Genomic DNA, 22,468 nt, shown 5'->3' on the forward strand with positions numbered 1-22,468 from the left:
AACTTATTTTTTAGTGCAAACAACTTGATTTCCAAATTGTAAATTCACTTTTTTGTAGGTATCTAACTTTTTATCTTTTAAAGCTTTTTTATAAAAGGCTTTAAAATTGTTGAATTTCAAATTTATATTTTTTAATTCTCCAAAATACACCTTAAAATCTAACTTTCGTAAACTTAATTGATAACGATTGTTTTTTAAATGTGTTATTTCTGTGATATGTGTATTTAAAAATTTATCGTTTTTTATATAATTAAGCAATTCTGTAACTTTTGGAGCTAACTCTTTATCGAATCCTATTAATAATGGAACTCTAGCCGAATAATTTTTAGACAATGGCATGATTAAACCATTTCTGTCTAAGTAAAAAGAGGTGCTTCCTATTGCTCTTCCTATTGGTTTTCGTTGACTAACGATGGCTGAAAGTGTTCCATCTAATTTCACAAAAACTTCCGCATTTTCAATCATATTATTTTGATCTAATCGCTCTTCGATATTATGAAGATTAAGTAACTCATCTTTTACATTTTCTTTTTTCGGTAAAAGATTTTCAACCTCGACAGCGGTTATATATAAATTTTCATTATTTGTAAACTCTACGCTTGTTCCTATTAATTTTCGGGCATCATGCCGTTTTCCGGCAAAACCGAATAAAAAAATTACTAGAATTAATACTAATGGAAATTTTATGTAATTCGCTCTAAACTTCATCCTCTAATGCGTTTTTCACAAATTCAACTTCATTCCCAATATCTCCTGCTCCAAGCATTAAAATTACGTTAGCATTTTTCTGCTGAACTACAAGAGGTAGTTCTCCTTTACTAACAATACGTTTATTAGTATTATTAATTTTTTCTAATAGCCATGCTGAAGAAACACCTTCGATAGGTTTTTCTCTAGCCGGATAAATATCTAATAACAAAACATCATCAAATAAGCTTAATTTATCTGCAAATTCTGTTGCAAAATCACGTGTTCTGCTAAATAAATGAGGCTGAAAAATTACCAAATTCGATTTTTCAGGATACATTTCTTTAACAGCATTATACACCGCTTCAATCTCGTTTGGATGATGTGCATAATCATCTATTAAAATTCGTTTTTTAGTTTGTATTGGTATCGAAAAACGTCTTTTAACTCCTTTGAATGAATCTAAAGCCTGTGCTAATTTATCTGCTGAAATACCATAGGTTAATGCCATTGCTATTGCTGTAGTTGCATTAAAAACATTATGTCTTCCAGGTAAGCGTAAACGAAATCCTGGAATTATTTGTTTTGGTGTTTTTACATCAAATTGATAAGCTCCATCTTCTATTTTTAAATTTATTGCTGAAAAATCGGCGTTATCTTCTACTCCAATTGTTATACCTTCTAAAGGCAAGCCATTTTTAACGAAAAGTGATTCACTTACTAAATTAGCAAAAGACCGAAATGATGCTTTTAAGTGTTCATCGACTCCATAAATATCTAAATGATCGGCATCCATGCTTGTAATTGCTCCAATATTTGGAGATAAGTTTAAGAACGAACGGTCAAACTCATCAGCTTCTGCAACTATTACTTCGTTACCTAATGAGACAAAATTACTTTGTATGTCTTCACTAATTCCACCCAAAAATGCAGTAACCGGTGCTTTAGTTTCTTTTAAAAGATGTGCTAAAATAGCTGTTGTTGTTGTTTTTCCATGAGTTCCTGCTACCGCCATAGTAAATACAGAATCACTAATTAAACCTAAAACCTCAGCTCTTTTCTTTAAAATGAATCCTTTTTCTATAAAATATTGATAAATAAATGTATCTACCGGTACTGCCGGAGTATATACAATTAAAGTAGTATCAACATTTTTAAAATCTATCGATATTTTTTCTGAATCATCTTCAAAGATCACACTAATCCCCTCTTCTTCTAAAGCTTTTGTAAGTTTAGAAGAAGTTCTATCGTAACCCGCAACATTTTTGCCTTGCATGTTAAAATAGCGCGCAATAGCGCTCATTCCAATACCGCCAATTCCGATAAAATAAAAATTTTGTATGTTCTTTAAAATATTCACTATTTTTTAGTTCTTGATATTAATTTATCAATTTCATCTACAATTGCTCTGGTTGCATTAGGCAAGGCTATTTTTTTAATATTTAGACTCAATTCATTTTGTTTTTCAGCATTTCCCAATAAATTAAAAAATGTTGAATCGAATTTTTTATCTAATTCGTTTTCAGCTATTGTTATAGCTGCATTTTTACTACTTATTGCTAATGCATTTTTAGTTTGATGGTCTTCAGCAACATTTGGAGAGGGAATAAAAACGACTGGTTTGCCTACGATACTTAATTCCGAAACACTACCTGCACCAGCTCTAGATATAATAACATCTGCTGCTGCATATGCTAAGTCCATCTGATTCAAGAACTGATGAACCTGTATATCTCCTTTTTGATATTTTTTGTAATCTTCTATATATAGTTTCCCGCATTGCCAGATTACTTGAATATCTTTTTGCTGAAACTTATCAATATTTTCAGCAATTAATTCGTTAATTCGACGAGCTCCCAGGCTTCCTCCTAAAACCAATACGGTTTGCTTGTTAGGGTTCAAATGAAAGAACGTTTGTGCTTTCTCTCTTTTATCATCAATATTTAATAAATCCTGCCGAACTGGATTTCCTGTCTTACGAACTTTATCTTCCGGAAAAAACCGTTTTACTTCATCGTATGCTGCGCAAATTACATGTGCTTTTTTTGCTAATGCTTTATTGGTAATTCCTGGATAAGAGTTTTGCTCTTGTACCATTGTTGGAACACCATTATTAGCAGCTACATGTAATAAAGGCCCACTTGCAAAACCACCTGTACCAATTGCTACATCTGGTTTAAACTCCTTTATTATTTTTTTAGCGTTATACAAACTACTTAGTAATTTAAAAGGAAATATTAAATTTTTAAGGGTTAGTTTACGCTGTATACCTGTTATCCAAAGCCCTTTAATATCGTAACCTGCTTGTGGTACTTTCTCCATCTCCATTCTGTCTTTGGCACCTACAAATAGAATTTCTGCATCAGGATAACGTGACTTTACCTCATCGGCTATTGCTATTGCCGGATAAATATGTCCGCCAGTGCCTCCTCCAGATATTATAATTTTTAAGTTCTTGCTCATAATGCTTCACTTAATATATCGAGAGGATTATCTTCCTCTTGGTTCCCTTTATTAATTTCTAATTCTTTTTCTTCTTCTCTTCGTGCACTTACACTAAGAATAATACCTAATGCTAAACATGTCATCCAAATAGAAGTACCTCCACTACTTACTAAAGGCAATGTTTGCCCAGTAACTGGGAATAACTCTACAGCTACAGCCATATTTACTAATGCCTGAAATATTATTGGTAACCCTACTCCCATCACCAATAATTTACCGAATATGGTATTTGCTTTTGTTGCTACAATTATTATTCGAAAAAGAATCAATAAGTATGCTCCCATTACTGCAATTGCTCCTACAAGCCCCATTTCTTCTACAATAATTGCATATATAAAATCAGATGACGATTGTGGTAAAAAATTACGTTGTACGCTTTTACCTATACCTACACCGGCAATGCCTCCACTAGCAATAGCTATTTTAGCTTTTTCAATTTGATAATCTGATTGTGTATCATCTTCATCTACAAAACTCTCCACTCGGTTAACCCAAGTATCTACCCTGTTTGGGAAAACGCCCGGAAATGCTTTAGCAGCCAAAACAAATATTGCAAAAAACAGTATTCCAGCAACGACCAATACTGATAAATATTTTATTGGATATCCACCTAAAAACATTAACATTAATACCATTGCAAATATTATTGCTGCAGTAGAGAAGTTTGCTGGTAGAATTAAAGCTAACACTAATCCTACCGGCAACCACAGGGGTAAAATAGTCTCTTTAAATGTTATTGTTTTATCTGTTATTTTAGACATATATCTTGCTACGTATACCATCAAAACTACAGATGCAAATACAGAAGATTGAAAAGTAACCCCCAATACTGGTATTTTAATCCATCTACTTGCATTTGCCCCATCTATTACCGTACCCTGAGCCATTGTATATATTAGTAAGACAATTACCACAGGTAACATTAAAATAGAAAGTCCTCGATAATAATGATAAGGAACTTTATGTGATGCAAACAATACACAAAATCCCAATAGCAAATGAAAAAAATGAACTATTAAATATTTAAAAGTACCTCCGTCCCCATACAAATATGCCAAATTGCTACTTGCACTATATACTGGTAAAAAAGAGAATATAGCCAATAGACCTGCTGTAGCCCAAATGACCTTATCTCCTTTTATGTTAGCAAAAATACTTCTCATTCTATTTTTAATTATTAATCGTATTACAGATTTCGAACAGCATCTTTAAACTGACGTCCTCGATCTTCATAATTTTCAAACAAATCGAAACTAGCACAAGCCGGAGATAATAATACCGCATCTCCTTTTTCTGCTATTTTATATGCTAAGCTTACCGCTTCTTTCATACTTTGCGTTTCTTCAATTGTATCAATACAATTACCAAATGTTTCTTTAATTTTAGTATTATCGATACCCAAACAAATTATTGCCTTTACTTTCTCATTTACTAAAGCCAATAACTCTTCATACTCATTTCCTTTATCTACACCACCTACAATCCAAATTGTTTCTCCTTCCATGCTTTCTAAAGCATAATATGTTGCATTTACATTTGTTGCTTTAGAATCATTTATATATTGAACATTATTAATTTTCAACACTTTTTCTAAGCGATGCTCTACTCCTTGAAAGCTTTCTAAACTCTCTCGAATACTATCCTTTCTGAGATTTAGTAACTTAGCTACTGTAGCTGCTGCCATTGCATTTTTAGTATTATGTTTACCTTTTATCTTCATAGCTGATGTCACCATAGTAAATGCTTCATTTATATTCATCTCAATCTTATCCTCTTCAAGCCAAGCTCCTTTTTCTAATTTTTTTTGCACAGAGAAACCTATTAATTGCGGTTTTATACTGTTACAACTTAGCCATGCTTTAATATGTTCATCATCTGCATCATAAATAAAATAATCTGATACATCTTGGTTCATTACAATTCTAAATTTAGCTTCGATATAATTCTGTAATTTATAATTGTATCGATCTAAATGGTCGGGAGAAATGTTAGTCAAAATCGCAATATGCGGCTTAAATTCTACGATCCCGTCTAACTGAAAACTGCTTAATTCCAACACAAAAATATCCGGATTTGTTTCGGCTACTTGTTTTGCAAAACTATCGCCAATATTTCCAGCCATATTTACCGATAACCCAGCTTGTTTTAAAATATGGAATACTAATTCTGTAGTAGTTGTTTTCCCATTACTACCTGTTATTCCAATTAACAAAGCATCGGTATACCGACTTGCAAATTCAATTTCAGAAATAACCGGAATTCCTTTGTCTTGAAGTGCTTTTACTACACTTACAGAATCGGGAATTCCAGGACTTTTAACAACTACATCTGCTTTAAAAATCTCGGAATTAGTATGCTTATTTTCCTCCCAGTTTATATCAATATTTGTAAGAACTTTTTTATATTTTTCTTTTATTTCTCCTTTATCAGAAAGCCATATTTTATAGCCTTTTTTCTTAGCCAAAATAGCGGTTCCCACTCCGCTTTCTCCTCCTCCTAATATTGCTATAGTTGTAATCTTCAAAATTTATCGAAGTTTTAAAGTAACTATTGTTAAAATGGCTAAAAAAATACCAACTATCCAAAAACGAACTACTATTTTACTTTCATGATGCCCTTTTTTCTGATAATGGTGATGTAAAGGTGCCATTAAAAAAATACGTTGTCCCTGCCCAGATTTCTTCTTGGTATATTTAAACCAGCCTACTTGTAATACAACCGATAGATTTTCTATTAAAAATATACCACACAACAACGGAATTAATAACTCTTTTCTAGTTGCCAAAGCTAACACACCAATAATTCCTCCTATTGTTAAACTTCCAGTATCGCCCATAAAAATTTGAGCAGGATATGTATTATACCATAAAAATCCAACTAAGGCTCCTGCAAAAGCTGATATATAGACCGTCATCTCTCCAGAGTTTGGGATGTACATAATATTCAGATAATTTGAAAATATAATGTTTCCCGAAACCCAAGCAAAAATACCGAGTGTTAGTGCTATAATTGCCGAAGTACCGGCAGCAAGACCATCTATACCGTCGGTTAAATTAGCGCCATTAGAAACCGCCGTTACTATAAAAATAGCTACGGGAATAAAAATGACCCAAGCATATTTAGCCAATCCCGGATCTATCCAAGAAATTAAACTTGAATAGTCAAATTCATTATTTTTCACAAACGGAATAGTTGTGGTAGTACTTTTTTCTTCAGGCCCCATTTCCGGAAGATCATTCTTTCCATTTACAATATTTTCTAAATTATGTAATTTTAAATCTTCTTTAATGGTAATGCCTTCATGAAAATACATAGTACAACCTATAATTAATCCTAAACCAACCTGTCCAATTATTTTAAATTTACCAGGTAAGCCTTCTTTATCTTTTTTAAACGTTTTTATATAATCATCTATAAAACCGATAGCACCCATCCATATAGTGGTTACTATCAATAAAATCACATAAATATTTTCTAATTTTGATAATAACAGCACCGGAATTAAAGTAGCCACAATTATAATAAGGCCTCCCATAGTTGGAGTTCCTGCTTTTTCACTTTGCCCTTGTAAACCTAATTCTCGTACACTTTCTCCAATTTGCTTACGCTGTAAATACGTAATAATTCTTTTCCCGTAAATGGTAGATATAAGCAAGGATAATAGAATAGATGTAGCTGAACGGAATGAGATATACTCAAACAGTTGCGCTCCCGGCATTTGGTAGTGCTCTTCTAGATAACGAAATAAATAATATAGCATATCCTTTTTTTGCCTTTTCTAATTATCGGTTAAGTTCTTTTAAATATTCGCTCACAATTTTATAATCATCAAAATCGGAACGTTCTCCATTTATTTCCTGATAAGTTTCATGCCCTTTCCCTGCGATTAAAATAATATCATTCTTTTTAGACATTTGACAAGCCATTTTTATGGCTTGTAAACGACTAGTTATTGAAATTACTTTATTAGAATTTTGAGGTTGCACACCTTTTTCTATTTCTTTTATGATAACTTCTGGATTTTCCGTTCTTGGATTATCGCTTGTAAATATCACTTTTGAACTTAAACTAGACGCTATATTTCCCATTTTAGGACGTTTAGTTCGATCCCTATCGCCTCCACAACCAACAATAGTTATTAAATTTTCTGTGTTAGTCCGTATTGTATTAATTGTTGCTAATACATTTTTCAAAGCATCAGGCGTATGTGCATAATCAACAATAGCTGTTATTTTATCTTGTGAAGAAATAAAATACTGAAAACGTCCATTTACAGAATTAAGTTCACTAATAAGCCTTAAATTTTCAAGAGTTTCTAAGCCTAATAATTCTGCCGCTGCATAAATGGCTAAAATATTATAAGCATTAAAACTACCTATTAAACGTGACCAAACCTCTTGACCGTTTATTTTAAGCAATAGTCCTGTAAATTGATTTTCGAGAACTTGAGCTTTATAATCTGCATAGTTCTTCAATCCATAAGTAAATTGCTTCGCTTTGGTATTTTGAAGCATTACTTCTCCATTTTTATCATCTACATTAGTTAGTGCAAAAGCAGATGCCGGCAATTCGTCAAAAAATCGCTTTTTTACATCTCGATATTCTGCAAAACTGGAATGATAATCGAGATGATCATGACTTAAATTAGTAAATATACCTCCTGCAAATTCTAAACCTGTAGTTCGATGCTGATCGATACCATGAGAACTTACTTCCATGAAACAGTATTCAACTCCTTCTGTATTCATTTCAGCCAAATACTTATTTATAGTGACCGAATCTGGTGTAGTGCGTACTGTATCGTAAAATTTATCACCCACCATTACTTTTACTGTAGATAATAATCCTACGTTAAAACCTGCTTTTGTAAATAAATCGTATAATAAAGTAGCAATTGTAGTTTTACCATTTGTCCCTGTAACTCCTACTAATTTTAATTTATCAGAAGGATTACCATAAAAATTGGCTGCCATATAAGCTAAAGCTTCTTTAGAGTTAGAAACTTGTACGTAGGTAATACCATTTATTATATTTTCAGGGAGCTGCTCACAAACAATTACTAAAGCACCTTTATTAATAGCAGTTTCTACATAATTATGCCCGTCAGAGATTGTTCCTGAAATTGCAACAAAAACATCTTTTAATGTTACATTTCTAGAATCAAACTGTAAGCTATTAACAGCTATAGATGTGGTTCCGACTACCGCATCCATATGTACCTTATACAATATATCTTTAAGTGTTTTTATCAACTTAATTTCAAATTTACTTTTTGATTATTTTTTATTTTCTTACCAGCACTAACCGACTGATATTTTACTACTCCATCTCCATCAATCTTCACTTGTAAGCCCAAATTTTCTAAAAGAGAAATAGCATCCATAGCTGGCATCCCTTTTACATTTGGCATTAGCATAGTTTCTTTTTTGGCTTTGCTGTAATATTCCTGAAAATCCTCACTAACCTTTTTATCTTGAATTGTTAAAGAAGAAAGCTCATCGAGAACAGGTGTATCTGTATAAATTTTTTGAGCAATTTTTTTAAAAACCGGACCCGCTACAATATTTCCATAATATCCTTTCCTTCTATTGGGCTTATGAATAACTACTATACAAGAATATTTAGGATTGTCTGCCGGAAAATATCCAGCAAAAGAAGCAATATATCTCCCTGGTTCTATCCAATATTCTGTTTGGCAAGTCCCTGTTTTACCTGCCATCGAAAAGTTAGGTGTATAAATATTTGTTGCTGTACCGCGTTTTACAACATTTTCCATCATGGTCCGTACTTTTTTTGCTGTTTCGGGCGAACAAATTGATGGATTCATAACTTCGCGGTTCATTTTTATTACCGTTTTATCCCACTCTTTTACTTCTTTTATAAAGCGTGGTTTTACCATTTCTCCATTATTGGCAATAGCGTTGTAAAAGGTTAAAGTTTGTAAAGGTGTAATTGACACTCCATAACCAAAAGCCATCCAAGGTAAGCTTAAACCGTTCCAAGATTTATCTTTAGGATCCGGAATTTTTGGAGTTCCTTCTCCTTTTATATCTAAACCGATTCGCTTTCCTACTCCCATAGATTTTAATCTGTTTACAAATTTTTCAGGATGGTTTTTATATCCGTTAGTTATCATTTGTGTGAAAGCAGTATTCGAACTTACTTCGAAAGCCCTTGCTGCAGAAATTTTCCCAAAACCACCATGATGAGAATCGCGAACTGCTCTACCATAAAAACGTACTACTCCGTTTTTAGTATCTATAATCTGGCTAGTATCTACTACACCATCTTCTAGAGCTGCTACCATAGCCATCAACTTAAAAGTTGAGCCTGGCTCGTGAGCTTCATAAATTGCATAATTTCTTTTTTCGTAATAAGTTCCATCTTTCGTTCTACCTAGATTAGAAACCGCTTTAATTTCTCCTGTTTTAGTTTCCATAACAATTACAGTTCCATGCTCAGCTTCAAAATCTTCAAGTTGCTTCAACAGTGCATGATGTGCTATGTCTTGGATATTAACATCTATTGTTGAGATTACATCGTATCCGTCTCTAGGTTCTACTTCATTATTATCGCTAATAGGTTTCCATTGGCCTTTAGCTATTTTTTGTTTTAGTCGATGCCCATTAGTTCCTCTTAAATAAGGTCCGAAAGCTCCCTCTAAACCTACTCTCGTAAAGTAACCATGGTCGTCTTCTCGTTCGTAACCTACAGTACGTTCCGCAATTTTACCTAATGGATGCTCACGAACGGTATGCTGTTCTACAATCAAACCTCCTTTATAAGCACCTAAATTAAATATAGGAAAGCTTTTAACCTTCATATATTCAGAATAGCCAAGTCCTCTTTGAATTAATAAATACCGTTGGTTGTGAGCTCTGGCTGTTCTAAGCTTATGTACATAATAGGAGGCAGAACGCCCAAACATTCCTGATAACTTTTTGGAAAGTGCTAATACATTTTTTTCAAAAACCTCATCTGATACAGTTACTGCATCAAACCTAATATCATATTTAGGAACAGAGGCTGCCAATAAACTTCCGTTAGTATCGTACAAATTTCCTCGGTTGGCAGCAATAGTAAAGTTTTTATAAACCCTTTTTTCGGAAAGTGCTTTATAATGTTGTCCTTGTACAAACTGGATATCAACTAACTTCACAGCAACAGCAATAGCGAAGATGAACATGCATCCCGCTACAAAATATAATCTATTTAATATGCCTTTCTCTGAAGTTGCCATATAAACTATTATTCGCTAACTTTTACTTTTATTTTATGTGGAGGGTTATTAGATGGTGCTACTCCTATAGATTTCATTTCATTTATAATAGTCGACTCCATTTTTATTTTCATTAAGTTAGAACGTCCTTCTAAAAACTCACTACGTAATTCTAAAACCTCTTCATGCATATCGGCAATTTTATGTACTTTTCGTTCTGCGCTATGAGAACTAGCGATCATCACAATTGCTAAAATTGTACAGAATACTATAAATCGCCAGTTTTTAACAGCGTCTTTGTTAATTAAAAAATTCGCTCTTAAAAGATTATAAACCCCTTCCTTCATCTTCCTGCGGTTTTTATTTTTTTTCTGCTATCCTCAGTTTTGCACTTCTTGCTCGGTTGTTTTCTTTTATTTCTGTTGGTGAAGGTGTGATTAGTTTTCCTACTTTTTTAAAAGGCACCGTTATATTTCCGTAGAAATCTTTTTCTGGTTCACCTTGAAATAGTCCGCTTCTAATATATCTTTTAACAAGCCGGTCTTCTAATGAGTGGTAAGAGATTAGACTTAGTCGTCCTGCTGGTTTTAATAGGTCTTCTGTTTGGAGCAAAAAATCTTTTAATACTTCTATTTCTTGATTTACTTCTATTCTTATAGCCTGATAAATTTGAGCTAAAACTTTATTTTCTTTTCCTTTAAACAAATTAGGCTTTAACAGATTATTTAAAGTCTCACTATGTGTTATCGGATTATTTTTACGTTCAGTAACAATAATTCTTGCCAACTTTGGCGCATTTTTTAAATCTCCGTAAGCATAAAATATATTTCGAAGTTGTGCTTCATCATACTCATTTATTACCTCGTAAGCACTAAGCGAACTATTTTGATTCATTCGCATATCTAATTTGGCATTAAATCGAGTAGAAAATCCTCTTTCTGCTTCATTAAACTGGTGAGATGAAACACCAAAATCTCCTAAAATACCGTCTACTTTTTTTACACCGTAAAACCTTAAATATCGCTTTAAGTGTCTAAAATTCTCATTTATTAAAGTAAAACGAGCATCATCTATACTATTATTTAAAGCATCCTTATCTTGATCGAAGGCATATAGCTTTCCATCAGTTCCTAGCTGTGAAAGAATTTCTTTTGAATGCCCACCTCCTCCAAAGGTTACATCTACATACACACCATCGGGTTTAATATCTAAACCTTCTACAGATTCCTTTAATAATACTGGTTTATGATATTCCATCAAAATCATCGTTTCCCATTACTTCTTCTGCTAAATCAGCAAAATCATCGCTGCTAGCTTCTATCGCTGCTTCGTATTGATCCTTATCCCAAATTTCAATAATATTAATAGCTGATGAGAGTACAATTTCTTTCTGAATACCCGCAAAAGCCACTAAATCTTTTGGAATTAATAAGCGTCCATTTCCATCTAATTCAACTGTCTTTACACCAGCTGTAAATCGGCGAATAAAATCGTTATTCTTTTTTTTGAAGCGATTTAAACCATTCAACTTTCTCATAAGTTTTTCCCATTCTTCCATAGGATAAAGTTCTAAACAAGGCTGAAAAACGGATCGTTTCAAAACAAAACCTTCTTGAAACATCGGTACAAGTTGTTTTTTTAATGCTGAAGGCACCTTTAGCCGGCCTTTTGCATCAACTTTACACTCATATGTTCCTATAAGATTTACCACCAATTTTCTTTATAAAATCAAATATATTGAAAATATTACCACTTTATACCACTTTATACCACATTGTTAATAAGTTTTTTAACTGTATTCGCCTGAAAGTGTTTCAGATAGACCTATTCTATTCGGTTTCAAAGGATTGTTTTGAATATCAAAGTTTTGTTAAATTTTCAGTTTATAAATTCTCTTAACTCCTGAAATAGAATTAAACAATAGGTTTTGCTATTGTTTAAAAATGATTATACTTGTAATGAATTCGCTATATTTGCGATTGCAAACCGCAAAGGGTATCAATGAAAAATAGTTTAAGGAAAGAGGGAAAATTTACATATCTAGAGTTAGGAGAAGGTACTCCAATAGTTATTTTACACGGACTAATGGGGGGACTTAGCAACTTTGATGGTGTTATAGATTTTTTCCCGCAGAAAGGTTATAAAGTAGTACTTCCCGAACTTCCGTTATATTCGATGTCCTTACTAAAAACTAGTGTAGGAACTTTTGCCAAATACATTAAAGAATTTATAGACCATAAAGGCTATAAAGAAGTTATTTTATTAGGGAACTCGTTAGGTGGCCATATTGCTTTATTGGCTACGAAATTATATCCTGAACTTGTAAAGGGTTTAGTAATAACGGGAAGCTCTGGTTTATATGAAAATGCAATGGGAGAAAGTTACCCTAGAAGAGGTGACTACGAATTTATAAAGAAAAAAGCGCAAAACGTTTTTTACGATCCGGCTGTAGCTACTAAAGAAATTGTTGACGATGTTTACAAAACCGTAAGCGATCGTAATAAACTAATAAAAACATTAGCTATTGCTAAAAGTGCTATTCGCCACAATATGGCGAAAGATTTACCAAAAATGACAACACCAACCTGCATTATTTGGGGTAAAAACGATAATGTAACTCCTCCAGAAGTTGCTGAAGATTTTAACGAGTTATTGCCAGATTCTAATTTGTACTGGATTGATAAATGTGGCCATGCTGCTATGATGGAACACCCAGATTTATTCAATAAGTTGTTAAACGACTGGTTAGTTAAAAGAAACTTTTAAATTTCACTCCATGAAAATTAATTCGGCAGAATTTGTAATAAGCAATTCTAAGGTGGCTCATTGTCCAAAAAGCACATTGCCAGAATATGCATTTATTGGGCGAAGTAATGTTGGAAAGTCTTCATTAATAAACATGATTACGGGCCGAAAAAGCCTTGCTAAAACATCTGGAAGGCCAGGTAAAACGCAATTAATTAACCACTTTTTAATCAATAAAAACTGGCACTTAGTAGATTTACCAGGTTATGGATATGCACGAGTTTCTAAATCGGCTAAAAAAGTATTTCAAAAATTTATTACTGCTTATTTCGAAGAACGTAAACAGTTAGTATGCGCATTTGTATTGGTAGATAGTAGGCACGAGCCTCAAAAAATAGACATGGAATTTATGCAATGGTTAGGAGAACATGGTATTCCGTTTTGTATAATTTTCACAAAGACCGATAAATTAAAGCCACAAGCTATAACGCGAAATATTGCCAACTATCAAGAAAAAATGCTTGAAGATTGGGAAGAAATGCCGCATTATTTTGTGACTTCTTCTACAGCAAAAACTGGTGATGAAGAAATTCTAGATTTTATTGAAAATCTTAATAAAGAAGTCGTTAAATAATACCGTCTTCTTTTTAAATTGTAAAAAAAGAACTCCTTATAAAAATTTATAAATTTTTATAAGGAGTTTTTATTTTTTTACTTTCTGGTGATTTCTAACTTCTCTGCGAAGTAGTCGCAAAAATCGCCCATTGTCTCAGCCATTTTCTCGTCTTGAGTAGCTTTAAAATAAGTTTCTTTCATAGAAACTAGCGTCTGATGAAAAAATTTACGCATCTCATCTATAGGCATTTCTTTTGTCCATAAATCTACACGTAAGGTTTCTTGGGCTTTGCTATCCCAAACTGATAGCATCATTGCTTTTGCTTCTTCTTTATAAATATTTCCATCATCCGCACTCCAATAAATTTCTTCAGGAACTTTATTTTCGTCAGTTACTACTTCAATATTAATTTCAGATTTTTTATAAGCCATTATTTCTTTGGTTTATAGTTTGCGTTATTAAAAATTGTTTCTGCATCGGCTTTCAATAGTTCTTGTAAAGAAACTTTGTTTTTATCCATATAAGCATCTACCATTTTCCAACCGATATACTGTCCAAGTCTGTCGGGAGTTTTTGCATCTAATGACAAATAAAATTTAGAAAAAGGTGCCGGATATAAAAATCGAGGCAATAAATTATTATCTGTATCAAATATTACTTGATTATCTACAAAATACCTCCAAATCATTTCTTCATTTTTTTCGGCAAAATTCCACTGCTCTTCTGTGTATCCCATTTTTCGCCAATTGGTTTCTGAAGGAAGCAAACGATCTTTTAAATATAAAAGCTTTCCATGATACAGCATATTAGCTAAAAATGTACGTGATTTTGGTCTGGGTACGTATTTCTCAGCAATACTACCGGCTGCATCCGGAACTATTTGATCTTTTTTAAAATTCTTTTTAAAATACTCTACTACACCAACATAAAATTTATGGTCTTTACCAAGATAAGTATCTAAAGCTATAAACAAATAGTCTCCGGTATAAATTGTTTTATTTTTATAATCTACTTCAGAAGTTATTGTTATTACCTCTGGCGTTTTAAATTTCGGAAAATAATAAGTTGCATGCTGAAAAAGTGAATGTAACTCCGCTTCGGTTTCTTTAAAATCCGGATATACCTTTGCTATTTCTTTATTCATTTCGATTTGCAACGTATCCTTCAATTTATCGATCCATACAGTATCTGAATATTGCTTCGGAAATAAAAATGGATATTCTTTTTCTAACTTTGGAAGTGTTTTTGGGGTAGCCTGAGCAAAAAGTCTATCAAACCGAATAACTTTAAAATCAACATCAATTTTATCGATTTTCTGTTCTCGTTCTGAAGTTTTATCGCAAGCCACAAAAAACAATACACTAAAAAAAGCAATTAAAACTCTATTCATCTTTATCATTAATCAATTATTATTGTTTTTATCTACTTAGCCTTTTATTAGTTCTGTTTAAATATTAAATTTGTGTGCAAAGGTATTATTTAGAAACTAATTCACACAACTATTATGCAAACCACAAAAGTTATTGAGCACATTGTTAATTGGCTTAAAGAATATGCAGAAAACGCAAACATGAACGGATTTGTTATCGGTGTTAGCGGCGGTATCGATTCTGCTGTAACCTCAAGCCTATGCGCAAAAACAGGATTGCCGGTTTTAGTTTTAGAAATGCCAATCCATCAAGACCCATCTCATGTTAGCCGGGCACAAAAGCATATTAGCTTTTTAAAAGAAAACTTTTCTAATGTAACTAGTGAAAGAGTAGACCTTACTCCTGTTTTCGATAATTTTAGAAATGCACTGCCAGAAGCTAAAGAGTCTGCTAACGTAGATTTAAGTTTAGCCAATTCTCGCGCTCGTTTACGGATGACGACTTTATATTATTTTGCTGGCCTTCACAAACAATTAGTAGCAGGAACCGGGAATAAAGTTGAGGATTTTGGTGTTGGTTTTTACACAAAATATGGAGATGGCGGTGTTGATGTAAGCCCTATTTCCGATTTAATGAAAAGTGAAGTGTATGCATTAGGAAAAGAATTAAACATAATTGAACCCATTATGGATGCTGCCCCTAGTGATGGTTTATTTGGTGATAGCCGTAGCGATGAAGCTCAACTTGGTGCAAGTTACGATGAATTAGAATGGGCTATGAAAATGCAAGAAGAAGGTAAAACTGAAAAGGATTTTAAAGATCGTGAGTTAGAAATTTTCAAAATCTATACACGCTTGAATTCAGCTAATTCTCATAAAATGAATGCAATTCCGGTTTGTAACATTCCTGTTAATCTTAAAAACTAAACACTTAATCGAAATTAAGTAACAACTAGGCGAAGCTTAACTTATATCTTTATAATTTTAGGTACTATTATAAGTAGATTTTATAACCTAATTTTAAATGAGTACAGTTTTAGTAGCCGACCAGCACCCTGTTATTTCGGAAAGTATAACATCTATTCTTCGGGATAATGATTTTATAAATGTAATTAGTGCGGTACATTCAGCTCCTAAACTTTTTGAAGCATTAGAGCGAAAAAGACCGGATGTTTTAATTATTGAGATTGATTTACCGCGTTTACATGGTATAAGCGCAATTCGACAAATTAAACAAGAATTTCCGCGCTTAAAAATATTGGTTTTCAGTATACATCCTGAAGAAATGTATGCTTTAAGTGCTATAAAAGCTGGTGCATCTGGATATATTTCTAAAACAAATCCAATTGATATAGTAAAAAAAGCCATTCGGCAAGTTGCACGTGGTGGTATTTATTTGAATGATGAAATCACTCAAAAACTTAGCCATGGTGTAACCAGTAGTGGCGACGATCACCTTAGCCGATTTAAAAAACTATCTAATCGTGAAATAGAAGTTTTAAATTTATTGAGCGCTGGAAAACGGAATAAAGACATCGCGGAGTCTTTAGAAATAAACGAAAAAACGGTAAGCACCTATAAAGCTCGACTATTAAAAAAATTAGATGCTCATAGCTTAGCCGATCTAATTACTCAAGCCCGACTATTGCAAATTAACCCAGTTATATAACTCGGTTTAATTTATCTACAATTACTTTACGGAGTTTAATATAATCCATAATTTCTTCCAATTTATCGGTATTATCGATTTCAGAATTTATAGTTTCCATAGATTTTCTTAACTCTTCTATTTTATTAGTTAATAAGTTACGACGTAGATTAAGAATATTATCGGTAACTAGCCTAGGAATAAGTTCTTTTTTTGACGTTACTGGAATATCTTTACGTAACCAATCGCTTAACTGATATTGTTCCTCTTCCATTAAAATATCTGTAATAACTTTTGCCTGCTCAGGCTCAACCTCGCTAACAAATTGCTCCATTACCGGCTTTTTCTGGTTATTATAATAATCAATTAAGCGCTCGTAAATATTCTGAAAATTTTTATTTGCTAGGGCAACCTCATCTTCTTGAAGATCTAAAAATATTTTTCGCGCTACTTTTTGACTTTGTGTAGTGTTTTTTAATACTAAATCGCCTAAATCATCTGCTTCTAAATACAATTCTTCAAATTCGCATTCTTTATTTCCGTAAAGCAATAAAGAACTAATAATACCCCGTTCTAACACATGCAGTTCATTAACTTTACGAACAGGTTCTTCCGAAGTTACTTTTTTTACACCTTCAAACTTTCTAGTCTTTCTATTCGAAGAATCTCGTTCTTCTCTCTTGGTTAGCTGAGCAAGTGTAGAGAATAATACATTTTCGGAAATATCCATTATTCGGGAACATTCCTGAATATATATTTCTTGCTGAATAGTATCGGGTATTTTTGCAATACTGCTTACCATATCCCGAATTAACGCGGCTTTTTTTACTGGATCGTTCTTAGCATCTTTCATTAATAATGATGCCTTAAAACTTATAAAATCGGTTGCATTTTCAGCTAAAAACTCTTTGAGTTCTGCTTCAGAATTTTGGCGTGCAAAACTATCGGGATCTTCTCCTTCTGGAAACGTACAAACTTTTACATTCATACCTTGTTCCAAAATTAAATCTATCCCACGCAGAGAAGCTCTAATTCCGGCTGCATCTCCATCAAAAAGAACGGTTATATTTTTTGTTAACCGATTTATTAAACGAATTTGTTCTGATGTTAGAGCAGTTCCTGAAGAAGAAACCACATTCTCTACTCCGGTTTGATGAAATTGAATAACATCGGTATAGCCTTCTACTAAATAGCAGTTATCTTCTTTAGCAATAGCTTGCTTGGCATAATAAATACCATACAGCACATTACTTTTATGGTAAATATCACTTTCCGGAGAATTTAAATATTTAGCTGACTTTTTATCGGAAGTTAAAATTCTTCCACCAAATCCTAAAACCCGACCGGACATGGAATGAATGGGGAACATTACTCGCCCTTTAAAACGATCGAATTGTTGTTCACCTTTTACAATAGATAATCCGGTTTTTTCTAGATATTCTAGTTTATAACCTTCACCTAAAGCTTCTTTGGTAAATGCATCCCACTGATCTAGCGAATACCCTAACTGAAATTTTTTAATAGTTTCAGCAGTAAAGCCTCGTTCTTTAAAATAACTATAGCCAATTGCTTGACCTAAATCAGTTTTATGTAATGTTTTCTGAAAATATTTATTAGCAAATTCAGAAACCAAATACAAGCTTTCTTTAAAATCAGCTTGTTGTTTTTGCTCATCGGTTTGCTGCGTTTCTTCAACTTCAATTCCGTATTTTTTAGCTAGATATTTAATAGCTTCCGGATACGTAAAATGTTCATGCTCCATTAAAAAAGCAACTACATTTCCTCCTTTTCCACTAGAAAAATCTTTCCATATTTGTTTTACGGGCGAAACCATAAAACTTGGTGTACGCTCATCGCTAAATGGGCTTAGTCCTTTAAAATTAGAACCTGATTTTTTTAGCTGAACAAAATCTTGAATAACCTCCTCTACCCGGGCGGTCTCAAAAACACTATCTATGGTACTTTTCGAAATCAAATTTGGATGAATTTTGGAGATTTTTTTGCTATACGATAATTAAAAAGACCTCAATATAAAAATATTAAGGTCTGCAAAAATACAAATTATATAATGACTACTAGTCGATATCAAAACGAAGTCCTAACGAAAAGTTATTAAGTTCTATATTGGGACTTGAAAATATAGGGTTTAAATCGTACTTAGCATAAATTGCAGTCCCCCCAAAACTAACATAGCCACTTAAACCATATACAAAATCGTTGGTATTAAAACTGCTTTTATCTTTTCGTTTTTTGTTATCTCCGTCTACTTCATATTTTAATTTTTGACGTTCTCCTATATTAAATCCGGCATAGCCACCTAAACCAATTTTAAATTTACCTTCCGTAGAAAATTTTGATTTACCAGAAGTTTCAGAAGTTGCATAAGGGCCTATCTCAAAATGTATAGGTACTACTAAATTATCCATTCTAAACTTCGATTTATCGAGATCATATTCAAATTCCTCTAAACGTGTAATATCTCCATCCTGAACAAAATAGCGATTATCGGTTGGTTTTAGTCCATTTAGCTGGAATGAAAAACCATATTTTATGCGTAACCAATTGGTATTTTCAAAAACTCTTGTTTTCCAGGCCCATCCAATTTCAAAAAAACGACTACCGGCTAATTTAAAATCAGAGTCGTTAATATTTTGCCCGTCGCTAAGCGCGTTATTAAAACCAAAAGCCAATACCAAATCGCTTGTGGTTCTTTTATCAGGTTTACTTTCTTGGCGTTTATTATCAATATCTATGGTTGCTAGTTTCCCTTCCCCCAAAAAACGCAACTCTAAATACGTTCCAGACTCTTGATTACGTTCAGCCATATCTACTTCATTTTCGATAATTGCAATACGGTTTTTAATATTTTCAGCAGCAATTTTAGCTGCTTCCTTTTTCTTTTTTTCAGCTTCTTCGTTATCGTACCAGCCCTTTTCTAAATCTTTATTAATTTCCTGAATTTTACTTTTTAGCTTTTCTTTTTCTTCTTCGGTTGCAACTTTTATTTTTCGCTCTTTTACTTTTCGAACGCGAGCAACCGAATCTAAATTAAACGTTTGTTGTGCTCGGGCATCGTCTATTTCCTGAGCTGTTGCTTTTGATACTGCAAATGATGAAATTAAGAATGCGATGTAAATAATAATTGTTTTCATATTAGCTATTAGTTTTTAATGCTTTAGAACAAATGCTCTAAAACTGATGATTGATGAATGACCCTTTTGGGATGATGATATATTTGATTGTTACTTAATCAAGCGCTACAGCATTTTTGGCTTTGGAATAGCCTTCTTTTAGCAAATCGAAAATTTTATCGCGAAATGATCGGTCTAGCTCCCCTTCTGCTTCAGCTAACAAAGCTTCCGCGGTATAGGGATTTGCGTAGTCTTTTTTATAATCCTCTTCCAAATCGGCTGCTGCTGCTAATAGTAATTCATTTACCTCAGCATCAGTAGCATCTTGAATATTGTTAGTTTCTAAAGTTTGCAAAGCTTCTTTTAATTTTTGCTGAATTTTAGATTCATTTTTAACGATGTATTCTTTTTGAGTTTCTGTCGGATTTATAAATTCCGGATTAATTTTATCGATTTTCGGCAATTCTTTATTCGTTTTTTCTGACGAATCTTTTTGAATAAGACTAGCTACTTGAATTATTGATTGTTTCTGACTTTCGACTACTTCTTTTGAAACTTTACTAGCTTGTTCAGCAAGACTGTTTTCCTTTTGTACTTTATGCTGTTTTATTTCTGATACAATATGTATTTCTTGTTTATTTACAGGATTCTTTATTGTATTTTTAATAATCTTCGTTGGTTTTTCTGAAGGTGAATCTACTACTTGTGGTTCTATATTAATTTCTGAATTAAAATTCAATAAATATCCGCCTACCGAAAACGCTACAACTAATAAAGCTGCAATACCTAACCACCATTTTTTTGTCAATTTTTGTCGATTTTCGGTTTCGTCTAACCGGGCATTAAGTTTATCCCAACTTCCGGCTGATGGAGAAATACGACGCTCTGCTAACTGCTCCTTTATATGTTCTTCTAATTTAATGGGCGCCATAACCTGTTTCTTTTTGTGTTAATTTATTTTGTAACATTTTTCTCGCTTTAAACAGCTGAGATTTAGAAGTTCCTTCTGAAATTTTAAGCATTCTAGCTATTTCTTGATGTTTATAGCCCTCAATGGCATACAACACAAAAACCATTTTGTAACCTTCTGGCAATTCATCTATTAATTGTTGAATGTGAGATACACTTAATTGCTCATCAATATTATTTGAACTTTCTTCATAACTACTAAATTCATCTTCTTGAAATTCAGCCTTTTTTTGTTTCCGAAGAAAACTTATAGATTCGCGAATCATAATTCTTCGAATCCATCCTTCAAAACTTCCTTCATTCTTAAAATCGTTTAAATGGGTAAACACTTTTAAAAATCCGTTTAACATTACTTCTTCTGCATAATGCAAATCTTTAATATACTGCCGGCAAACGCTAAGCATTTTACCAGAGTGAATCTCATATAGCTTCTGTTGTGCATCGCGATTGTTTTTCGCGGCACGTTTAATTAATAGAGATTCGTTTTTAAAGAGTTGAATTACTTTCACCTATTTTATAGTTTCAATAAAATCTACATATTTCATAATCTTAAAAATATGAAGTCTTTGCATGCAATTTTAAATTTCTAAAAGCCTTCTATTTACATAGACGCATAAAAGTTACAAAAGGTTGCCCAAGTTTTTATTTTTTCTGATTTTTTTTCGGCATAGCCATAAAATCTTAATCTTGTATCTTTGCAGTTCACTATTTTTTATATGTCTGAAGAGAAGTTAACGAGAATTAATAAATTTTTAAGCGAGGTTGGATTTTGCTCTAGAAGAGCTGCTGATAAATTAATTGACCAAGGCCGAGTAACTATAAATGGAGAAGTCCCGGAAATGGGTACTAAAATTGCTTCTGGAGATGAAGTTCGGGTAGATGGAGACTTAATTAGCGCCAAAGAAAAAGAAAAACCCAGTGTTTATATAGCGTTTAATAAACCTATTGGCATCGTTTGTACTACCGACACCAAAAGAGAAAAAGATAATATTATTGATTATATAAATTATCCGGAACGCATTTTCCCGATTGGCCGTTTGGATAAACCTAGCGAAGGATTAATTTTATTAACAAGTGATGGTGATATTGTTAATAAAATTTTACGAGCTCGCAACAACCATGAGAAAGAGTACATTGTATCTGTAAATAAACCTATACAACCTGATTTTGCAAAAAAAATGAGTAACGGAATACCGATTTTGGATACTGTAACTCGAAATTGTTTTGTAGAACAAACCGGAGAAAAAGAATTCCGAATTATTTTAACTCAAGGATTAAATCGGCAGATTAGAAGAATGTGCGAATATTTAGGCTACGAAGTTACTAAACTTAAACGCATCCGAATTATGAATATTCCATTAGATATACCGATTGGAAAATGGCGTGATATTACCGAGAAGGAACTTCAAGATATTAATCGTTTAATTAACTCATCATCTAAAACTGAAGAAGCTTCAAAACTCTCTAAACCTTTTAAAAACACCACTCCAAAAGAGATAAAACCAAAAACAGACTTTGGAAACAGACGAAAACGGAGAAAATCTTAACAGAGAATTAGCGAAAAATAAATAGCTAAATA

At 32.7% G+C, this 22,468-nt stretch carries 22 protein-coding genes; 5 read left to right on the forward strand and 17 right to left on the reverse strand.

What is annotated here, in order from left to right; translation table 11 throughout:
• Positions 1-3: 3 nt before the first annotated feature.
• Genes ACN0WI_RS06885 through mraZ form a run of 11 tightly spaced genes read right to left on the reverse strand, consistent with a single transcriptional unit; the run spans position 4 to position 12,122 of the window.
• Positions 4-708: a cell division protein FtsQ/DivIB gene (locus ACN0WI_RS06885; protein ID WP_417885922.1), complete on the reverse strand. Its 705-nt coding sequence runs from the start codon at positions 706-708 to the stop codon at positions 4-6.
• The gene (gene murC, locus ACN0WI_RS06890) at positions 698-2,047 is read right to left on the reverse strand and encodes a UDP-N-acetylmuramate--L-alanine ligase (RefSeq protein ID WP_417885923.1); all 1,350 of its coding nucleotides are present in this window, start codon (positions 2,045-2,047) and stop codon (positions 698-700) included. Before murC ends, ACN0WI_RS06885 begins: the two co-directional genes overlap by 11 nt.
• Positions 2,047-3,150 carry an undecaprenyldiphospho-muramoylpentapeptide beta-N-acetylglucosaminyltransferase gene (murG, locus tag ACN0WI_RS06895; protein ID WP_417885924.1) on the reverse strand — a complete coding sequence of 368 codons (1,104 nt, stop codon included), beginning with the start codon at positions 3,148-3,150 and terminating at the stop codon, positions 2,047-2,049. Before murG ends, murC begins: the two co-directional genes overlap by 1 nt.
• Complete coding sequence (locus tag ACN0WI_RS06900) at positions 3,147-4,355, reverse strand: FtsW/RodA/SpoVE family cell cycle protein (protein ID WP_417885925.1); 1,209 nt, start codon at positions 4,353-4,355, stop codon at positions 3,147-3,149. The genes murG and ACN0WI_RS06900 overlap by 4 nt, the downstream gene beginning before the upstream one ends.
• 23 nt (positions 4,356-4,378) lie before the next feature.
• The gene (murD, locus tag ACN0WI_RS06905; RefSeq protein WP_417886060.1) at positions 4,379-5,719 is read right to left on the reverse strand and encodes a UDP-N-acetylmuramoyl-L-alanine--D-glutamate ligase; all 1,341 of its coding nucleotides are present in this window, start codon (positions 5,717-5,719) and stop codon (positions 4,379-4,381) included.
• The gene (gene mraY / locus ACN0WI_RS06910; RefSeq protein WP_417885926.1) at positions 5,720-6,952 is read right to left on the reverse strand and encodes a phospho-N-acetylmuramoyl-pentapeptide-transferase; all 1,233 of its coding nucleotides are present in this window, start codon (positions 6,950-6,952) and stop codon (positions 5,720-5,722) included. It abuts the gene before it with no gap.
• Positions 6,953-6,974: 22 nt separating this feature from the next.
• Complete coding sequence (locus ACN0WI_RS06915; protein WP_417886061.1) at positions 6,975-8,441, reverse strand: UDP-N-acetylmuramoyl-L-alanyl-D-glutamate--2,6-diaminopimelate ligase; 1,467 nt, start codon at positions 8,439-8,441, stop codon at positions 6,975-6,977.
• Positions 8,441-10,432: a penicillin-binding protein gene (locus tag ACN0WI_RS06920; protein WP_417885927.1), complete on the reverse strand. Its 1,992-nt coding sequence runs from the start codon at positions 10,430-10,432 to the stop codon at positions 8,441-8,443. Before ACN0WI_RS06920 ends, ACN0WI_RS06915 begins: the two co-directional genes overlap by 1 nt.
• Positions 10,433-10,440: 8 nt before the next feature.
• Complete coding sequence (locus ACN0WI_RS06925; RefSeq protein WP_417885928.1) at positions 10,441-10,758, reverse strand: FtsL-like putative cell division protein; 318 nt, start codon at positions 10,756-10,758, stop codon at positions 10,441-10,443.
• A gap of 13 nt (positions 10,759-10,771) precedes the next feature.
• Positions 10,772-11,668 carry a 16S rRNA (cytosine(1402)-N(4))-methyltransferase RsmH gene (gene rsmH, locus ACN0WI_RS06930; protein WP_417885929.1) on the reverse strand — a complete coding sequence of 299 codons (897 nt, stop codon included), beginning with the start codon at positions 11,666-11,668 and terminating at the stop codon, positions 10,772-10,774.
• Entirely contained in the window at positions 11,655-12,122 is a 468-nt protein-coding gene (gene mraZ / locus ACN0WI_RS06935; protein ID WP_417885930.1) for a division/cell wall cluster transcriptional repressor MraZ, read from the reverse strand. The genes rsmH and mraZ overlap by 14 nt, the downstream gene beginning before the upstream one ends.
• Positions 12,123-12,412: 290 nt before the next feature.
• Here mraZ and ACN0WI_RS06940 point away from each other — a divergent pair, with 290 nt between their 5' ends.
• Entirely contained in the window at positions 12,413-13,177 is a 765-nt protein-coding gene (locus ACN0WI_RS06940; protein WP_417885931.1) for an alpha/beta fold hydrolase, read from the forward strand.
• A 10-nt stretch (positions 13,178-13,187) separates the two neighbouring features.
• Positions 13,188-13,790 (forward strand): ribosome biogenesis GTP-binding protein YihA/YsxC, encoded by a 603-nt coding sequence (yihA, locus tag ACN0WI_RS06945; RefSeq protein WP_417885932.1) that lies wholly within the window; start codon positions 13,188-13,190, stop codon positions 13,788-13,790.
• A 77-nt stretch (positions 13,791-13,867) separates the two neighbouring features.
• Here yihA and gldC read toward each other — a convergent pair whose 3' ends face one another.
• Complete coding sequence (gene gldC, locus ACN0WI_RS06950; RefSeq protein WP_417885933.1) at positions 13,868-14,203, reverse strand: gliding motility protein GldC; 336 nt, start codon at positions 14,201-14,203, stop codon at positions 13,868-13,870.
• Entirely contained in the window at positions 14,203-15,162 is a 960-nt protein-coding gene (gldB, locus tag ACN0WI_RS06955) for a gliding motility lipoprotein GldB (protein WP_417885934.1), read from the reverse strand. Before gldB ends, gldC begins: the two co-directional genes overlap by 1 nt.
• A 114-nt stretch (positions 15,163-15,276) precedes the next feature.
• Between gldB and nadE the strand changes: the two genes are divergently transcribed.
• Both nadE and ACN0WI_RS06965 read left to right on the forward strand, forming a co-directional pair.
• A complete protein-coding gene (gene nadE / locus ACN0WI_RS06960; RefSeq protein ID WP_417885935.1) occupies positions 15,277-16,068 on the forward strand; it encodes an NAD(+) synthase in 792 nt (263 codons plus the stop codon).
• A 97-nt stretch (positions 16,069-16,165) separates the two neighbouring features.
• Positions 16,166-16,810, forward strand: a complete 645-nt coding sequence (locus ACN0WI_RS06965) for a response regulator (protein ID WP_417885936.1) — start codon at positions 16,166-16,168, stop codon at positions 16,808-16,810.
• Here ACN0WI_RS06965 and dnaG read toward each other — a convergent pair.
• From dnaG to ACN0WI_RS06985, 4 genes are all read right to left on the reverse strand, one after another.
• On the reverse strand, positions 16,803-18,764 hold the full coding sequence (gene dnaG, locus ACN0WI_RS06970) for a DNA primase (RefSeq protein WP_417885937.1): 1,962 nt from the start codon (positions 18,762-18,764) through the stop codon (positions 16,803-16,805). The genes ACN0WI_RS06965 and dnaG overlap by 8 nt on opposite strands.
• A gap of 100 nt (positions 18,765-18,864) precedes the next feature.
• Positions 18,865-19,941 (reverse strand): hypothetical protein, encoded by a 1,077-nt coding sequence (locus ACN0WI_RS06975; RefSeq protein WP_417885938.1) that lies wholly within the window; start codon positions 19,939-19,941, stop codon positions 18,865-18,867.
• Between the two features lie 94 nt (positions 19,942-20,035).
• Positions 20,036-20,851, reverse strand: a complete 816-nt coding sequence (locus tag ACN0WI_RS06980; protein ID WP_417885939.1) for a hypothetical protein — start codon at positions 20,849-20,851, stop codon at positions 20,036-20,038.
• Entirely contained in the window at positions 20,838-21,398 is a 561-nt protein-coding gene (locus ACN0WI_RS06985; RefSeq protein WP_417885940.1) for an RNA polymerase sigma factor, read from the reverse strand. The genes ACN0WI_RS06980 and ACN0WI_RS06985 overlap by 14 nt, the downstream gene beginning before the upstream one ends.
• A gap of 207 nt (positions 21,399-21,605) precedes the next feature.
• On the opposite strand from ACN0WI_RS06985, the gene rluF reads away from it, so the two are divergent.
• Entirely contained in the window at positions 21,606-22,436 is an 831-nt protein-coding gene (gene rluF / locus ACN0WI_RS06990) for a 23S rRNA pseudouridine(2604) synthase RluF (RefSeq protein ID WP_417886062.1), read from the forward strand.
• Positions 22,437-22,468: the final 32 nt, after the last annotated feature.

The organism is Zunongwangia sp. (genome assembly GCF_048269745.1).
Lineage (GTDB): Bacteria > Bacteroidota > Bacteroidia > Flavobacteriales > Flavobacteriaceae > Zunongwangia.

Excerpts from the sequence above, each read along its gene's own strand:
- ACN0WI_RS06900 (WP_417885925.1), bottom strand. The coding sequence starts at position 4,355 with ATGAGAAGTATTTTTGCTAACATAAAAGGAGATAAGGTCATTTGGGCT.
- yihA (WP_417885932.1), top strand. The coding sequence starts at position 13,188 with ATGAAAATTAATTCGGCAGAATTTGTAATAAGCAATTCTAAGGTGGCT.
- ACN0WI_RS06920 (WP_417885927.1), bottom strand. The coding sequence starts at position 10,432 with ATGGCAACTTCAGAGAAAGGCATATTAAATAGATTATATTTTGTAGCG.
- gldB (WP_417885934.1), bottom strand. The coding sequence starts at position 15,162 with ATGAATAGAGTTTTAATTGCTTTTTTTAGTGTATTGTTTTTTGTGGCT.
- ACN0WI_RS06965 (WP_417885936.1), top strand. The coding sequence starts at position 16,166 with ATGAGTACAGTTTTAGTAGCCGACCAGCACCCTGTTATTTCGGAAAGT.
- rluF (WP_417886062.1), top strand. The coding sequence starts at position 21,606 with ATGTCTGAAGAGAAGTTAACGAGAATTAATAAATTTTTAAGCGAGGTT.
- ACN0WI_RS06885 (WP_417885922.1), bottom strand. The coding sequence starts at position 708 with ATGAAGTTTAGAGCGAATTACATAAAATTTCCATTAGTATTAATTCTA.
- ACN0WI_RS06980 (WP_417885939.1), bottom strand. The coding sequence starts at position 20,851 with ATGGCGCCCATTAAATTAGAAGAACATATAAAGGAGCAGTTAGCAGAG.
- gldC (WP_417885933.1), bottom strand. The coding sequence starts at position 14,203 with ATGGCTTATAAAAAATCTGAAATTAATATTGAAGTAGTAACTGACGAA.
- murG (WP_417885924.1), bottom strand. The coding sequence starts at position 3,150 with ATGAGCAAGAACTTAAAAATTATAATATCTGGAGGAGGCACTGGCGGA.
- mraY (WP_417885926.1), bottom strand. The coding sequence starts at position 6,952 with ATGCTATATTATTTATTTCGTTATCTAGAAGAGCACTACCAAATGCCG.
- ACN0WI_RS06925 (WP_417885928.1), bottom strand. The coding sequence starts at position 10,758 with ATGAAGGAAGGGGTTTATAATCTTTTAAGAGCGAATTTTTTAATTAAC.
- rsmH (WP_417885929.1), bottom strand. The coding sequence starts at position 11,668 with ATGGAATATCATAAACCAGTATTATTAAAGGAATCTGTAGAAGGTTTA.
- nadE (WP_417885935.1), top strand. The coding sequence starts at position 15,277 with ATGCAAACCACAAAAGTTATTGAGCACATTGTTAATTGGCTTAAAGAA.
- ACN0WI_RS06975 (WP_417885938.1), bottom strand. The coding sequence starts at position 19,941 with ATGAAAACAATTATTATTTACATCGCATTCTTAATTTCATCATTTGCA.
- ACN0WI_RS06940 (WP_417885931.1), top strand. The coding sequence starts at position 12,413 with ATGAAAAATAGTTTAAGGAAAGAGGGAAAATTTACATATCTAGAGTTA.